This is a genomic window from Streptomyces sp. NPDC008079, from assembly GCF_042957385.1.
Classification (GTDB): Bacteria; Actinomycetota; Actinomycetes; order Streptomycetales; family Streptomycetaceae; genus Actinacidiphila.
Window position 1 is genome coordinate 483,496 of the sequence record NZ_JBIBIC010000001.1, and the last position, 14,727, is coordinate 498,222.

Annotated in this window: 15 protein-coding genes; 9 read left to right on the forward strand and 6 right to left on the reverse strand. The window is 70.8% G+C overall.

All coding sequences use genetic code 11. The features are described from left to right. Positions 1-28: 28 nt before the first annotated feature. Entirely contained in the window at positions 29-1,981 is a 1,953-nt protein-coding gene (gene dnaA, locus ACFZAM_RS02015) for a chromosomal replication initiator protein DnaA (RefSeq protein WP_391042015.1), read from the reverse strand. 380 nt (positions 1,982-2,361) lie between these two features. Between dnaA and rpmH the strand changes: the two genes are divergently transcribed. From rpmH to ACFZAM_RS02060, 9 genes are all read left to right on the forward strand, one after another. After that, positions 2,362-2,499 (forward strand): 50S ribosomal protein L34, encoded by a 138-nt coding sequence (gene rpmH, locus ACFZAM_RS02020; protein WP_003975051.1) that lies wholly within the window; start codon positions 2,362-2,364, stop codon positions 2,497-2,499. Between the two features lie 19 nt (positions 2,500-2,518). Further along, on the forward strand, positions 2,519-2,917 hold the full coding sequence (gene rnpA, locus ACFZAM_RS02025) for a ribonuclease P protein component (protein ID WP_391042018.1): 399 nt from the start codon (positions 2,519-2,521) through the stop codon (positions 2,915-2,917). Continuing rightward, positions 2,914-3,231 (forward strand): membrane protein insertion efficiency factor YidD, encoded by a 318-nt coding sequence (gene yidD / locus ACFZAM_RS02030; protein WP_188282916.1) that lies wholly within the window; start codon positions 2,914-2,916, stop codon positions 3,229-3,231. Before rnpA ends, yidD begins: the two co-directional genes overlap by 4 nt. Then, the gene (gene yidC, locus ACFZAM_RS02035) at positions 3,231-4,412 is read left to right on the forward strand and encodes a membrane protein insertase YidC (RefSeq protein ID WP_355336772.1); all 1,182 of its coding nucleotides are present in this window, start codon (positions 3,231-3,233) and stop codon (positions 4,410-4,412) included. The genes yidD and yidC overlap by 1 nt, the downstream gene beginning before the upstream one ends. A gap of 13 nt (positions 4,413-4,425) precedes the next feature. Beyond that, complete coding sequence (locus tag ACFZAM_RS02040) at positions 4,426-4,944, forward strand: R3H domain-containing nucleic acid-binding protein (RefSeq protein WP_355336668.1); 519 nt, start codon at positions 4,426-4,428, stop codon at positions 4,942-4,944. Positions 4,945-5,032: 88 nt separating this feature from the next. After that, a complete protein-coding gene (gene rsmG / locus ACFZAM_RS02045) occupies positions 5,033-5,770 on the forward strand; it encodes a 16S rRNA (guanine(527)-N(7))-methyltransferase RsmG (RefSeq protein ID WP_355336667.1) in 738 nt (245 codons plus the stop codon). A 276-nt stretch (positions 5,771-6,046) separates the two neighbouring features. Beyond that, the gene (locus ACFZAM_RS02050) at positions 6,047-7,171 is read left to right on the forward strand and encodes a ParA family protein (protein WP_355336666.1); all 1,125 of its coding nucleotides are present in this window, start codon (positions 6,047-6,049) and stop codon (positions 7,169-7,171) included. Then, positions 7,168-8,268 (forward strand): ParB/RepB/Spo0J family partition protein, encoded by a 1,101-nt coding sequence (locus ACFZAM_RS02055; protein WP_355336665.1) that lies wholly within the window; start codon positions 7,168-7,170, stop codon positions 8,266-8,268. The genes ACFZAM_RS02050 and ACFZAM_RS02055 overlap by 4 nt, the downstream gene beginning before the upstream one ends. A gap of 76 nt (positions 8,269-8,344) precedes the next feature. After that, complete coding sequence (locus ACFZAM_RS02060; RefSeq protein WP_355336664.1) at positions 8,345-8,962, forward strand: GNAT family N-acetyltransferase; 618 nt, start codon at positions 8,345-8,347, stop codon at positions 8,960-8,962. A 150-nt stretch (positions 8,963-9,112) separates the two neighbouring features. On the opposite strand, the gene trxA is transcribed toward ACFZAM_RS02060, so the two are convergent. From trxA to ACFZAM_RS02085, 5 genes are all read right to left on the reverse strand, one after another. After that, the gene (gene trxA, locus ACFZAM_RS02065) at positions 9,113-9,442 is read right to left on the reverse strand and encodes a thioredoxin (protein WP_355336663.1); all 330 of its coding nucleotides are present in this window, start codon (positions 9,440-9,442) and stop codon (positions 9,113-9,115) included. 55 nt (positions 9,443-9,497) lie between these two features. Beyond that, positions 9,498-10,481: a thioredoxin-disulfide reductase gene (trxB, locus tag ACFZAM_RS02070; protein ID WP_355336662.1), complete on the reverse strand. Its 984-nt coding sequence runs from the start codon at positions 10,479-10,481 to the stop codon at positions 9,498-9,500. Between the two features lie 135 nt (positions 10,482-10,616). After that, positions 10,617-11,495: a hypothetical protein gene (locus ACFZAM_RS02075; RefSeq protein ID WP_391042020.1), complete on the reverse strand. Its 879-nt coding sequence runs from the start codon at positions 11,493-11,495 to the stop codon at positions 10,617-10,619. Further along, positions 11,492-12,163, reverse strand: coding sequence for an RNA polymerase sigma factor SigM (sigM, locus tag ACFZAM_RS02080; protein WP_355336660.1), 672 nt, complete (start codon positions 12,161-12,163; stop codon positions 11,492-11,494). The genes ACFZAM_RS02075 and sigM overlap by 4 nt, the downstream gene beginning before the upstream one ends. Positions 12,164-12,249: 86 nt before the next feature. After that, on the reverse strand, positions 12,250-13,977 hold the full coding sequence (locus tag ACFZAM_RS02085) for a protein kinase family protein (RefSeq protein ID WP_391043475.1): 1,728 nt from the start codon (positions 13,975-13,977) through the stop codon (positions 12,250-12,252). Between the last annotated feature and the right edge of the window lie 750 nt (positions 13,978-14,727).

Below are 14,727 nucleotides of genomic sequence, written 5' to 3' on the forward strand. Positions count from 1 at the left end.
CTGTGCGCGGCGCTTCTCCGCGCGCGGCTCAGCTCTTGATGCGGTTGGTCAGCTCCGTCACCTGGTTGTAGATGGAGCGCCGCTCGGCCATCAGGGAGCGGATCTTCCGGTCGGCGTGCATGACCGTGGTGTGGTCGCGGCCGCCGAAGAGCGCGCCGATCTTCGGCAGCGACAGGTCCGTCAGCTCGCGGCACAGGTACATGGCGATCTGCCGGGCGGTGACCAGGACGCGGCTGCGCGAGGAGCCCGACAGGTCGTCCACGGCCAGCCCGAAGTACGCGGCGGTCTCGGCCATGATGGCCGTCCCGCTGATCTCGGGCACCGAGTCCTCGCCGCCGGGGATCAGGTCCTTCAGCACGATCTCGGTGAGCTGGAGGTCGACCGGCTGCCGGTTGAGGCTGGCGAAGGCGGTGACCCGGATGAGCGCGCCCTCCAGCTCGCGGATGTTCCGCGAGATCCGGGACGCGATGAACTCCAGCACCTCGGGCGGGGCGTTGAGCTGCTCCTGCACCGCCTTCTTGCGCAGGATCGCGATCCGGGTCTCCAGCTCGGGCGGCTGGACGTCGGTGATCAGGCCCCACTCGAAGCGGTTGCGGAGCCGGTCCTCCAGGGTGACGAGCTGCTTGGGCGGCCGGTCGGAGGAGAGCACGATCTGCTTGTTGGCGTTGTGCAGGGTGTTGAACGTGTGGAAGAACTCCTCCTGCGTCGACTCCTTGCTCGCCAGGAACTGGATGTCGTCGACGAGCAGGATGTCCATGTCCCGGTACCGCTTGCGGAACGCGTCCGCTTTGCCGTCCCGGATCGAGTTGATGAACTCGTTGGTGAACTCCTCGGAGCTGACGTACCGCACCCGCGTCCCCGGGTACAGGCTCCGCGCGTAGTGCCCGATCGCGTGCAGCAGGTGCGTCTTGCCGAGCCCCGACTCCCCGTAGATGAAGAGCGGGTTGTACGCCTTGGCCGGGGCCTCGGCGACGGCGACCGCGGCCGCGTGCGCGAAGCGGTTGGACGCGCCGATCACGAAGGTGTCGAAGAGGTACTTGGGATTCAGCCGGGCCGTCGGCTCGACGGCGCCGCCGGAGGAGGAGCCCGAATGGCCCGAGTGGTTCTGGCGGCCCGAGGGATCGGAGTGCCCGGAAGGCCCCGAGGGCCCGTCGAGCCGGCCGCCCGACAGATTCGGCGACGCGTGCCGCCCGGTCGACTGCTGCTGCTGGTCCGGCCGGCCCTGGCCCTGCTGCCGGTCCTGCTGCTGGTAGCCGCCGGACTGCGGCGCGTAACCGCCCTGCGGGGACTGCGGGTACGCCTGGTGCGGTACGACCGGGTAGCCGTCGTGCGTGTCCTGTCGGTACCGGTGGCTCTGCTGCTCCGGGTACGGCTCGCGGTCCTGGAAGCCGCCGCTGTTCTGCGCGGGCAGGGTCCAACTGTCGGTACGCGGCTGCCGCCAGCCGTCGTCGCTCTGCCGCGGCGGCCACTCGTCGGGGCCCGCGTGCCTGCCCTGGCTCTGCTGCTCGGGGTAGGCGCGGCGCATCCGCATGCCGTCGTCCCCGAGGTCGCCGCCGTGCCGGTCGTCCCGCGGGCCGTCCCGCATGCCGTCGCGGTGGTCGTCGCGCAGCTCGTCCCTGTGGTCCGCGCGGTGCCCGTCGCGGCGGTCGTGCCGCTCGTGCTGCTGCTCGTACGGGTCCTGGTCGTGGTCGGCCGGGGCCGGCTCCTGGTCGCCGCCGGACGCGACGGCGATGGCGATCCCGACAGGGTGACCGAACTCACGGCTCAGCACCTCGGTGATCAGCGGCAGCAGCCGCCCCTCCAGGACGCTCTTGGCGAATTCGTTGGGCGCGGAGAGGACGGCGGTGCCCGCGACCAGGGCCAGCGGCTGGGTGCGCTTGAGCCACTCCGCGTCCTTGGGCTTCAGGTCCTCGCTGTCCACCAGCAGTTTCTGGAGTACGCGCGGCCACACTGCGGCAAGATCGGCGGTTACGTCAGCCACAGGGCACGCTCTCTCGTCGCTTAATGGTGCAAGTGCGGGCAACTCCCGCGAAAGTGTGGTCCTGAAGACAGGCGGGAAGAGTTGGGAGTTCAGCCACGGTAGTCAGGGGGTAGGCGCGGTTCAAGTCGTTGTCCACAGGGTGTGTACAAATGCCGGGCCCGCGACCGCCGGGTTTGACCGGATGGCCTAGCCGCGCGTACCGTATCGAGGTCGAGTTGTCGATGGCTGCTGCCGCCTGCCTACCGATGGGCGAGGGTCTTCCGGAAGTCCCCGGATGATCGTCAAGCGGTGCACCTGATCTGTTCCGCGAGATTCTTCGTGGGCGCACGGTGACAGCCAGGCGACGCCCCGCCGGACACGATTTTCCCTGGAGCCCCCGAGTGAGCAAGCGCACCTTCCAGCCGAACAACCGCCGTCGTGCGAAGACCCACGGCTTCCGTCTGCGTATGCGCACCCGCGCCGGCCGCGCGATTCTCGCGACCCGCCGCAGCAAGGGCCGCGCCCGCCTGTCCGCCTGATCGTCACAGGTCTCATGCCGTGCTGCCCACCGAGAATCGGCTGAGGCGGCGCCAGGACTTCGGAGAAGCGGTTCGCCGAGGACGCCGAGCGGGTCGACCGCTGCTGGTGGTCCATCTGCGCAGCGACATCACGGACCCGCATGTGCCGGGGGGGAGCACTCCCCCGGTGCGTGCGGGTTTCGTCGTGAGCAAGGCGGTGGGTGGCTCGGTGCAGCGCAATCTGGTCAAGCGCCGACTGCGTCATCTGGTCCGCGAACGCCTGTCGCAGCTGCCCCCCGGTAGCCTGGTAGTCGTACGAGCGCTACCCGGAGCCGGTGGCGCTGACCATGCGGAGCTGGCCCACGACCTGGACGCCGCCCTCAATCGGCTGCTGGGTCGCGACACCCGAGGCGAAGCCGAGGGGAGGGTGTCTCGATGAAGTACCCGCTGCTGGCACTGATCAAGCTGTACCAGTGGACGATCAGTCCGCTGCTCGGCCCGGTCTGCCGGTACTACCCCTCGTGCTCCCACTACGGGTTCACGGCCATCGACCGGCACGGCGCGATCAAGGGCACCGCCCTGACCGCGTGGCGCATCCTGCGCTGCAATCCCTGGTCGCCGGGCGGCGTGGACCATGTCCCGCCGCGCAAGCGGCCGCCATGGCACGATCGGCTGCGCCGCGCACTGCGGGGCGGCTCCGACGGGCCCGTCACGCCCGAGCCCACCGGACCCTCTCACGCCCAAGGAGCCTGATCGTGGGGATTCTGAACCCCCTCTACGACGCTGTCTCGTGGATCATCGTCCAGTTCCACTCGTTCTACAGCCTGATCTTCGACAAGGACAGCGGCTGGGCGTGGGGTCTGTCCATCGTCTCGCTGGTGGTCCTGATCCGGATCTGCCTGATCCCGCTGTTCGTCAAGCAGATCAAGTCGACCCGGAACATGCAGGCGCTCCAGCCCAAGATGAAGGCGATCCAGGAGCGCTACAAGAACGACAAGCAGCGCCAGTCCGAAGAGATGATGAAGCTGTACAAGGAGACGGGCACCAACCCGCTCTCCTCGTGCCTGCCGATCCTGGCGCAGTCCCCGTTCTTCTTCGCGCTGTACCACGTGCTGAGCAACATCGCCAAGGGCCACGAGGTCGGCGTGATCCACGCCAACCTGGTCGACAGCGCCAAGAACGCGCACATCTTCGGTGCCCCGCTGGCGGCGAAGTTCCTGGACAGCGCGGCCAAGGTCGAGTCGCTGGGCGCCACGCAGACCAATGTGCGCATCGTCACGGTGATCATGATCCTGATGATGTCGGCGTCGCAGTTCTACACGCAGCGCCAGCTCATGACGAAGAACGTCGACATGACGGTGAAGACCCCGTTCATGCAGCAGCAGAAGATGCTGATGTACGTCTTCCCGGTCATCTTCGCCGTCATGGGTATCAACTTCCCCGTCGGTGTCCTCGTCTACTGGCTGACCACCAACGTGTGGACCATGGGCCAGCAGATGTTCGTGATCCGGCGTAACCCCACCCCCGGCAGCCTCGCGTTCCAGCAGCGCCAGGAGCGGCTGCGCGCCAAGGGCAAGCTCGTCGAGCCCCCGGAGGAAGTGGCCGCCAAGGAGGCCGTGGAGGTCGCGCGCGCCAACCGCACCCAGCCCAAGCGGCAGCCGAAGTCCAAGCGCCAGACGACCCCCACGGGCACGGGCGCCGGCGGCGGCGCGGCGGGCGGCACCGGTGGCGGCGGCGCTCCCAGGGCGGGCGGTGGAGCCCCGCGGGCGGGCGCTCCCAAGGCCGGTGCCCCGAAGGCGAGCGGCGGCTCGGCAGGCACAGGCAGGACAGGCGGCGGTACGAAGCAGGGCGGCGCTCCGGGCAAGCAGGGCGGTTCGCCCGGCAAGCAGTCCGGTGGCAAGTCCAAGCCGACCAACCTGTCGAAGAAGAAGTAAGAGGAGCCCAGGCGTGAGCGACGTCAACACCACCACCGCACCCGACAACGGCTCGGCCGCGACCCTGAACCGGCTGGAGCAGGAGGGTGATATCGCCGCCGACTACCTGGAAGGTCTGCTGGACATCGCGGACCTCGACGGTGACATCGACATGGATGTCGAGGGCGAGCGCGCGTCGGTGTCGATCATCGGTGACACCGGCACCCGTGATCTGAACAAGCTGGTCGGCCGGGACGGCGAGGTGCTGGAAGCCCTCCAGGAGCTGACCCGGCTCGCGGTGCACCGGGAGACCGGTGAGCGCAGCAGGCTGATGCTGGACATCGCCGGGTTCCGGGCGCGCAAGCGGGCCGAGCTGGCGCAGCTCGGCGCGAAGGCGGCGGCGGAGGCCAAGGCCAGCGGTGAGCCGGTGAAGCTGGACCCGATGACGCCGTTCGAGCGCAAGGTCGTGCACGACGCCGTGGCCGCCGCGGGCCTGCGCAGCGAGTCCGAGGGCGAGGAGCCCCAGCGCCGGGTGGTCGTACTCCCGGTCTGACCGGACGCTGTGTGGTACTGCTCTGTCGGCCCCGTCTGTTCGCAGGCGGGGCCGAACCTTGTGAGTGACCTAGGAAAGGACAGCCCCCGTGACGGAGGCAGCAGCGGAGCTTCCCGCGCCGCCCGAGCAGGCCAGGACGGTCTTCGGTGACCGGTTCGCCGACGCCCTGCGCTATGCCGAGCTGCTCGCGGACGCCGGGGTGCGCCGCGGCCTGATCGGCCCGCGCGAGGTGCCCCGCCTGTGGGAGCGGCACCTGCTGAACTGCGCGGTGCTCTCCGAGGTCATCGACGAGGACGTGTCCGTGTGCGACGTCGGCTCGGGCGCCGGCCTGCCGGGTATCCCGCTGGCGCTGACCCGGCCCGATCTGCGGATCACGCTGCTGGAGCCGCTGCTGCGCAGGACCACCTTCCTCGAAGAGGTCGTCAAGGTGCTGGGGCTGAGCAATGTCACCGTGGTGCGTGGCCGGGCCGAGGAGATGATGGGCAAGCTGCCCCCGGTGGACGTGGTGACCGCGCGCGCCGTGGCGCCGCTGGAACGGCTCGCGGGCTGGGGCCTGCCGCTGCTGCGCCCGCACGGTGAGATGGCGGTCCTCAAGGGCGACACCGCGCTGGACGAGCTGAAGGCGGCCAGGGCCGCGCTCGACCGGCTGGGCGCGGTCGACACCTCCGTGGTCCAGGTCGGCGAGGGCATCGTGGACCCGCTCTCCACCGTCGTACGCGTCCTGGTCGGCGAGAGCCCCGGCGGGGTACGCGCCGCGACCCGGCGGGCGAAGGCCGCGCGCGCGAGCCGTAACCCGCGGGGCGGAGCTCCCCGCCGTCGCCGCTGAACCGTCGTTCCTCGAACGGTCCCGCGCCGAACCCTCCCTCTACGCCATACAAACGGCCAAACAGACATAACCCGGAGTGTCTGCGGAGTTAGCGGTCCGGCGCTGTGCATCGTGTTCCACGTGAAACGTCGCTCGCTGCTACCAGGAGTCCTCAGCCGCGGCCGAGCCGCGGCCGAGGCACACGCCAACAAGCCCTCCAAGACGCCCCAGTCGGTGGATAGATCTACGGCTTCATCCACAGGCAGCCAAGTCTCGCTGGTTCATCACCCCTCCGGCATGGCAGGCTCTTCTCATAGCGAGCCTGAAGTCGAGGAGTGTGAGTCCTTGCGGTCCGACGCCAACATCGCGGGACCGATGGCCGATCCGGTCCCCGGTCCCCGCACAGCAGAGTTTGCCGGGGGCCCGATTGCCGTGCCCCCGGGGTTCGGAGACGGTGTTTCACGTGAAACATTGCCTCCCATGGATGACACCCCGATCGGCCGCGCCGCGCAGTTGGCCGTCGAGGCACTGGGACGCGCCGGGGAAGGACTTCCCCGGCCGGCCCAGACCCGGGTGATGGTGGTCGCCAATCAGAAGGGCGGGGTCGGCAAGACCACGACCACGGTGAATCTGGCGGCGTCCCTGGCGCTGCACGGCGCCCGGGTGCTCGTGGTCGACCTGGACCCGCAGGGCAACGCCTCCACGGCGCTGGGCATCGACCACCACGCCGAGGTCCCCTCGATCTACGACGTCCTGGTGGAGAGCAAGCCCCTGTCCGACGTCGTGATGCCGGTCCCCGATGTGGAGGGCCTGTTCTGCGCGCCCGCCACCATCGACCTGGCGGGCGCCGAGATCGAACTGGTCTCCCTGGTCGCCCGCGAGAGCCGGCTCCAGCGGGCGATCGAGGCGTATGAGCAGCCGCTGGACTACGTCCTGATCGACTGCCCGCCCTCGCTCGGCCTGCTGACCGTCAACGCGTTGGTGGCCGGGGCCGAGGTCGTCATCCCGATCCAGTGCGAGTACTACGCGCTGGAAGGGCTGGGCCAGCTCCTGAAGAACGTGGAACTGGTCCGCGCGCACCTCAACCCGAAGCTGCATGTGTCGACGATCCTGCTGACCATGTACGACGGACGGACCCGCCTCGCCTCCCAGGTCGCGGAGGAGGTGCGCACGCACTTCGGCAAGGAGGTGCTGCGGACCAGCATCCCGCGGTCCGTCCGGATCTCCGAGGCGCCCAGCTACGGGCAGACCGTACTGACCTATGACCCGGGCTCCAGCGGCGCGCTGTCGTATCTGGAAGCCGCCCGGGAGATGGCCCTGCGCGGAGTCGAGGCGTCCGTCGCCGTCGAGTACGACCCGCAGGGTGACTACACCCAGCACGATGAGCAGAACCCGCACAGCATGTCGGAGGGGATCCAGTGAGTGATCGACGCAGAGGGCTCGGCCGTGGTCTCGGCGCGCTGATCCCGGCCGCGCCGCAGTCGACGGGCGGCGCCCAGGGCGCCGCACCGGTACTGACGCAGGAACGTGGCGTCGCCGCGGCCAAGGTGGCCGGACTGGTGGACCGCAGAGTCCCCGAGGCCGCGCCGCCGCCCGTGGTGGACATCCCTGTTTCACGTGAAACAGAGCCGGACCTCTCCGACGCGAAGAACCCCGTACCGGGTGCCTACTTCGCGGAGCTGGACCTGGACTTCATCACGCCGAACCCGCGCCAGCCGCGTGAGGTCTTCGACGAGGACGCCCTCAACGAACTGATCACCTCCATCAAGGAGGTCGGTCTGCTCCAGCCGGTCGTCGTGCGTGAGATCGGCAAGGACCGCTTCGAGCTGATCATGGGCGAGCGCCGCTGGCGGGCGTGCCGCGAGGCCGGCCTGGAGCGGATTCCGGCGATCGTCCGGGCGACCGACGACGAGAAGCTCCTCCTGGACGCCCTCCTGGAGAACCTGCACCGGGCCCAGCTCAACCCCCTGGAGGAGGCGGCGGCGTACGACCAGTTGCTCCGCGACTTCTCCTGCACCCACGAGCAGTTGGCGGACCGGATCGGGCGCTCCCGCTCGCAGGTCTCCAACACACTCCGGCTGCTGAAGCTATCCGCCCCGGTGCAGCGCCGGGTCGCGGCCGGGGTGATCTCCTTCGGCCACGCGCGGGCGCTGCTCTCGCTGGACGACCCCGAGGAGCAGGACAAGCTGGCCCACCGCATCGTCGCCGAAGGGCTGTCGGTGCGCGCGATCGAAGAGATCGTGACGCTGATGAACAGCGACCCGAAGCCCACCAGGAAGAGCGCGGCGCCCCGGGCCGGGCGTCGGGTCTCCCCGGCGCTCACCCACCTCGCCTCCCGGCTCTCCGACCGCTTCGACACCCGGGTGAAGGTCGACCTGGGGCAGAAGCGCGGAAAGATCGTCGTGGAATTCGCGTCGATAGAGGATCTGGAGCGCATCCTCGGGGCGATGGCCCCGGGCGAGGGCAATGTGCTGGAGAACCGGCTCGAAGAGGAAACCGAGGACGAAGACGGCGAGTGACGCGGGCGCACCCCGGCGTTCGCGCCGGGGTGTACGTGGGCAGTTCGGTTCACGGCAGAGATGGGGTTCAGGCCACATGGGACGTCGGCTGGCACCACTGACACTCGACAATCTCCCGGACCTCCCCAAGCCCTGCCGCAGTTGCGTCTTCTGGGAACTGGACCCGGTCAGCGGCGAAGCGGCCGTCCAGGCGGGCAAGCCCGAGCTGGAGAAGGAGGCGTGGATCTCCGCCGTTCTGCTGGAGTGGGGTTCCTGCGGCCGGGTCGTCTACGTCGACGAGGTGCCCGCGGGCTTCGTGCTCTACGCGCCCGCCGCGTATGTGCCGCGCTCCCTGGCCTTCCCGACCAGCCCGGTGTCGGCGGACGCCGTCCAGCTCATGACCGCGCGCATCCTGCCCGGCTTCCAGGGGCAGGGCCTCGGCCGGGTCCTGGTGCAGACCGTCGCCAAGGACGTCATCCGGCGTGGCTTCAAGGCGATCGAGGCGTTCGGCGACGCGAAGTGGACCGCCCCCTCGTGCGTCCTGCCCGCGGACCATCTGCTCGCGGTCGGCTTCAAGACGGTCCGCCCCCACCCGCGCTATCCCCGGCTGCGGCTGGAGCTGCGTTCCACGATCTCCTGGAAGGAGGACGTCGAGATGGCCATCGACCGCCTCCTGGGCGCCGTCCAGAAGGAGCCTGCCCTCCGGCCCCTGTGAGCCGCTGTCACTCCTCACGGCCGCGCCGGGCACCCGGACCGGACATGCGAGAGGGCCGACCCCGGATCGGGGGTCGGCCCTCTCGTGTTCCACGTGGAACAGCGTCCGCCGGTGAAGACGTCCGCCGGTGAAAGCGTCAGCCGGTGAGCGTCAGCCGATGAAGTCGGACAGGTCGCGCACGATGGCGGCCTTCGGCTTGGCGCCGACGATGGTCTTCACGACCTCGCCGCCCTTGTAGACGTTGAGCGTCGGGATGGACATCACGCCGTACTTCGCCGCGGTGACCGGGTTCTCGTCGATGTTCAGCTTGACGATGGTGATGTTCTCCGCGTGCTCCTCCGCGATGGCCTCCAGCGAGGGGGCGATCTGGCGGCACGGGCCGCACCACTCCGCCCAGAAGTCCACCAGCACGGGCTTGTCGCTGGCGAGCACCTCCTCGGCGAACGTCTCGTCGGTCACGTGCTTGGTGTTGCCGGCCACGGCGGTCTCCTCAGGTCGTGATGTGTGCGTGTCGGGGGTGAGGGATGGAAGCGGGTCAGACGGCGGCCTTGTCGGCCGACGCGTCGGCCGTCTCGGCCTTCTCGGCGTCGGCGAGGGCGGCCAGGTAGCGCTCGGCGTCCAGCGCGGCGGAACAGCCGGTGCCGGCCGCGGTGATCGCCTGACGGTAGGTGTGGTCCACGACGTCTCCCGCGGCGAAGACACCGGGGACGTTGGTCCGGGTGCTCGGCGCCTGGACGGTGAGGTAGCCCTCGCCGTCGACGTCGAGGACGCCCTTGAACAGCTCGCTGCGCGGGTCGTGGCCGATCGCGATGAACAGCCCGGTGACGGGCAGCTCCGAGGTCTCGCCGGTCTTCGTGTTGCGCAGGGTCAGACCGGAGAGCTTGCCGTCGCCGTGGATCTCGGCGACCTCGCTGTCCCAGACGAAGGAGATCTTCGGGTCGGCGAAGGCGCGGTCCTGCATCGCCTTGGACGCCCGCAGGCTGTCCCGGCGGTGCACGATCTTCACGGACTTGGCGAAGCGGGAGAGGAAGGTCGCCTCCTCCATCGCGGTGTCGCCGCCGCCGATCACGGCGATGTCCTGCTCGCGGAAGAAGAAGCCGTCACAGGTGGCACACCAGGAGACGCCGCGGCCGGAGAGCTGGTCCTCGTTGGGGAGGTTCAGCTTGCGGTGCTGCGAGCCGGTGGTGACGATGACGGTCTTGGCGCGGTGCACGGTGCCCGCCGAGTCCGTGACGGTCTTGATGTCGCCGCCGAGGTCGACCGCGACCACGTCGTCCGGGACCAGCTCGGCGCCGAAGCGCTCGGCCTGGGCGCGCATGTTGTCCATGAGGTCCGGGCCCACGATGCCGTCGCGGAAGCCGGGGAAGTTCTCCACCTCGGTGGTGTTCATCAACGCGCCGCCGGCGGTGACCGACCCCTCGAAGACCAGCGGGTTGAGGGATGCGCGCGCCGTGTAGAGCGCCGCGGTGTACCCCGCGGGCCCCGAGCCGATGATGATCACGTTACGGACGTCGCTCACGGGTGTCTTCCTCGTCTCTGCGGACAACTGCGGGGGCCCTGGCTGGACTCTCGTCCTGCCTAACGGATCCTACGGGTCCAGCATTCCCCGGACGGCGCGGCGCACGCCGTACGCCACGCCCCCCGGACGAACGGCTCAGCGCGGGTAGGTGCTCCGGAAGAGGACCGCGCCGGGACTGGTCGCCGTACAGGCGGCGCTGACCACGAACGCGTCGACCGCCGAGGCGTCACTCGGGTGCGGCAGCACCACAAGGTAGGAGTCCGTCCCGTGGAAGGATTCGCGCTCGGCGGCCAGCGCCGGGCCGGTGCGCTGGGTGGCCTTGAGCACACACGGGGGGACGGTGGGCACCGCCCTGTCCGGGCTCATGGTGGCGCCCTCGCTGCTGACGCCCGGACCGCTGAGCATCGGGGAGTCGGACTCCCCGGCCGCGTGGTTCGGCGCCGCCTCATCGAGCAGCTCCCGCACCTGGACCGCGATCGGGTCGGCGGCGGTGTCCGCCTTCTTGCTGCTGGCGGTCGCGTCGCTCTGCGAGGTGGTGTCGTCGCCGACGTGATAGATCGTGACGCCCAGGCCGACGACGACCACGGCGGAGGCGGCGACGAGCAGTCCGCGCCGCCACCGCCGACCGGTGCGGCCGGGACCGGCGGACCCGGAGGCATGTCCGTCGGGACCGGTCGATGTTCCACGTGGAACATGCGTCGGTGTCGGTGCCGGTTTCGGTGACGGCCGCGATGTTCCACGTGGAACATCGGGCGTGGTGGCGTCGAGGAGCGCTTCGGCGGCGAGCGCCGCGTCGATCCGTCCGGCGATGTCGGCGGGCATCCGCTGCGGTCCCGGCAGGGTGCCGAGCAGTCCCCTGATCTCCTCCAGGGAGTCCCGGACGTCGGCGCACAGCGAACAGCCCGCGATGTGCTCGGTGACCTCCGTGGCGCGCTCGGGGCGGAGCAGCCCCTCGGCCAGGTCGGAGATCTCGGCGACCTCGGGATGCGCGTCGTGGTCCGCTGTCGATGTCACCGCTGTTCACCTCCGCCCTGTTCCGGTCCCGTCTCTGGGACGGATGTCCCCTCCGCCCGGTTCCTTCCCCCGCCGCGATCGGCGCTATCCACGCCCTGCGCGCGCAGATGGGTGACGAGGGGAAGCAGTTTCGCCCGGCCTCTGGCGCACCGGCTCTTGACCGTACCGGTGGGCACATCGAGCACCGCGGCGGCTTCGGCGACCGAGTAGCCCTGCATGTCGACCAGGACCAGTGCGGCGCGCTGGTCGGGCGGCAGCGTGGTGAGGGCGGCTATCAGCTCGCGGTGGAGTTCCCCGCGCTCGGCCGGGACCTCGGCCGACTCGTGGGGTTCGAGCAACGCCTCGAAGTTCTCCTCGTCGGCCACCGGGGCCGTCCTGCGGGAGGCGGCCTTACGGGCCCGGTCGAGGCAGGCGTTGACCGTGATGCGGTGCAGCCAGGTGGTGACGGCCGACTGGCCGCGGAAGGTATGGGCGGCCCGGAAGGCGGACACCAGCGCGTCCTGGACGGCGTCAGCGGCTTCCTCGCGGTCCCCCAAGGTGCGCAGGGCCACCGCCCACAGCCGGTCCCGGTGGCGGCGCACCAGCTCGCCGAAGGTGTCGGGATCGCCCGCGACATGACGGGCCAGGAGATCGGCGTCGGCGACATCGCCGAGCGGGTTTGCCTCCAAGGCCGTTCTCCCCCGTCCCCTGCCCCTGTGGGTCTCGCCGTGGGTGTCCCCGCGGCCGTCGCCGCGGGGTCAGCCCGTCTCCGGGATCAGCCCGTCACGCTGATCTCGGAGATCCTGCCACGGAAGTGACCGGTCTCGGCAGGCGCCAGACGCGTCATCCACACCAGCACGTAGCGCGAGGTGAGATCGGCGCTCGGCTTGAACGTCACCGAACTGCCCGAGCCCTGGGCCACCTTGGTGAAGGCGTCGAAGGTGGTCGGCATCGCGGAGGTGCCCTTGGGCGCGGCCAGGAGCTGCGCGGTGACGTCGCCCACGAAGTCGACCTTCACCGTGCTCACGTGCTTGGCGCTGCCCAGGTCGACGATGACGCCGACACCCGGCTTGAGATTGCCCAGATCGGCGCCCAGGTAGTAGTTCGTCTCCCAGTACGTGGAGGGGTCGCCGTCGAACGCCTTGGGGAGATCCTTCGGATTCTCGCTGCCGTCGCCGAGCGGGTCGAAGTCCTTCAGCCCGGCGATCTTGATCGGGACCGGGGCCTTGCGCGTCGGGTCCTGGCTCGCCTTCTGGCCGGTCGTCGGGTGACTGGTCGGCCGGTCCTCACGCGACTTGAGGGTGTCCGCGAGCTGCCAGCTCCCCAGGCCGATCGCCACGATCACCAGTGCCGAGACCGCCCATTTCAGTGCCCGGCCGGTACGGCCGGGCAGAGCGGGCGGCGGAGCGGGGGCCGCGACCGCGGGCGGCTGCGGCGTACCCGGTGGCGCGGGCGGTTGGCGGAAGGCGGCGACCGGGTAGACCGGCGGTGCCTGCTCCGGCGGCCGGATGCGCGGGATGCCCGCGACGGCCTTGGCCAGCTCCTCGGGAGTGGTGCAGGGCGGGTCCTGCCGGGAGGCGGTCGCGCCGTCGTTGACGAGCGCGCGCATGGCCAGCTCGGACAGCCCGCGGTGGACGCCCGCGCGGACCTGGTCGGGTGCGACCAGGCCGACGCCCTTGGGCAGCCCCGCCAGACCGTGCGCGTCCTCCTCGTACGGCCAGCGCTGCGTGAGCGAGGCGTAGAGCAGCGCGCCGATCGCCTCGGTGTCCTGCCGCTGGGGACGCTCGGAGTTGAGCCCGCGCAGTGCGGCGGCGACCGCGAGGCCGCGGATGCGGTACTGCCCGGAGACCGTACGCAGCACGGCGCCGGGGTCGAGACGCAGGTGTGCCAGGCCCTCGCGGTGGGCGGCGGCCATGCCCTGGGAGACCTGGCTGACCATCTGGTACGCCTCGTGCGGCTCCATCGCGCCCGCGGCGAGCAGCTCGGCCAGCGAGGAGGCGTCGGGCAGCCACTCGTGGATGACGTACACCAGGTCGTTCTCCTCGACGGCGTCGAGGACCTGGACGAAGCGCGGGTCGCCGAGGAGCGCGGCGGACCGGGCGGCGGCCAGCACCTGGCGGGCCCGCCGGTGGTCGGCGGGCAGGATGTGGATGCCGACCGCCCTGCGCAGCTTCTCGTCGACCGCGCGCCAACTGCTGAAGCCGTCGATCCGGGTGACGCACTCGGCGAGCTGGTAGCGCCGGGCGAGCTTGTGACCGCTGTGCAGCTCGGGCTGCGCGCTGCGGACGGGCCTGGGCGCCGTGGTGGCGCTGCCGCCGCCCTTGGCGGGGCCGGCGGGCCGCCGGCCGTCGGCGGGCGCTGTGGAGGCGGCTGTGGGGCTTCCTGGGGCGGCCTCGGTCGCCGGGCGGTCCCCGTCCCCGGTCTTCTCGTCGGGGGCGAGCGTGGCGGTGCCCCCGGAGCCGGACGACGAGGGTGCGGGGGACGGTGCGGACGGGGCCTTCACGGAGGCGACCGGCGTGCCCTTGGCGGGCGTCCCCTTGGCCGGGGTGCCCTTCGCCGACGTGCCCTTGGCCGGTGTCCCCTTCGCCGGGGTGCCCTTGGCAGGAGTGCCCGTCCCGACGGGCGCGGTCGCGGAGGCCGCCTTGGCGCCGTTCGTCGAAGCGGACGCCTTGGGGCTTCGGCCGTCCTTGACGGTCTGCTTGGCGGCCCTCTTGGCCGGGGCCTTGGCCGCCGACGTCGTCGCCGACGCCGTCGCGGGCTTGGCCGCGGTCGGTGCGGCGGCGTTGGCGGAGGAGGTGCCCGAGGAGGTGCCCGAGGGCGCGGGAGAGGTCGTGGTGGAGGCTCGGGCGGCGGTGGGGGTCTCCTCCGGTGACGGGGGCACCGCGGGCAGCACGGCAGTCGTCAGTTTCGTCGTCGCCGTCGGCGAGGACGCGGGGGCCGTCACGGGAACGGGCGCGGTCAGTTCGGCGGTCGCGGCCACCGCGGTGTCGACCACCACGGTCTCGCTGGTCGCGCTGTCGCCGTCGACCGCGGCCGACATCGAGGTTTCGGCGGTGGTCTGCGTGCCGTCCGACCCGTCCTGGGATCGTGTGCCGGAGTCGGCGCTGCTGCTGGTCTGGTCGTCCGTCGTCGTCCCGTCGGATGTGGCGCCGTCCTGCTGGGCGGCGAGCGGGGGCTCGCCACCCTCATTGGCCACTCCGACGGCGGCCGTGCTCCGATCCGCCACCGTCGTTCCTGCCTCCCCATCCATTGC

Excerpts from the sequence above, each read along its gene's own strand:
- yidD (WP_188282916.1), top strand. The coding sequence starts at position 2,914 with ATGAAGTACCCGCTGCTGGCACTGATCAAGCTGTACCAGTGGACGATC.
- ACFZAM_RS02050 (WP_355336666.1), top strand. The coding sequence starts at position 6,047 with ATGGCAGGCTCTTCTCATAGCGAGCCTGAAGTCGAGGAGTGTGAGTCC.
- ACFZAM_RS02060 (WP_355336664.1), top strand. The coding sequence starts at position 8,345 with ATGGGACGTCGGCTGGCACCACTGACACTCGACAATCTCCCGGACCTC.